Consider the following 340-nt stretch of genomic DNA (forward strand, 5'->3'; position numbering starts at 1 on the left):
CCGGTACCTCTAGCTTCACAGCTTGAGGTACCGGATTAGATTCTTCCAGCGGAACATCCTTTTTACAGGATGATACCGACACCAGTAAAAGAATACAGACAGTAATACGCAAGTATGCGGTCTTACCCGTCATTATATTAGTTTACTGATTTTACAGAAAATACTTTTGTAGCATAGTTGCTGGCTACTGCGGCCATTATTGTTGCTTTTGATGCACCAACAACAGGATTTGTAACGACATCCACGCCATCAATAGTTTTCTCCACATCAGCATTTAAAACGATCTTAGCTTCCTTAGCAGAACTGATCTTAACCGCTTGAGGCAAATCAACGGTTACTG

General features: G+C 41.5%; 1 pseudogene. It reads right to left on the reverse strand.

The window, feature by feature from the left end:
* Positions 1-137 precede the first annotated feature (137 nt).
* Positions 138-340: pseudogene (locus IM797_RS28275) on the reverse strand (hypothetical protein); the annotation flags it as partial.

It is taken from the genome of Pedobacter sp. MC2016-24 (genome assembly GCF_015223055.1).
Taxonomy (GTDB): domain Bacteria; phylum Bacteroidota; class Bacteroidia; order Sphingobacteriales; family Sphingobacteriaceae; genus Pedobacter.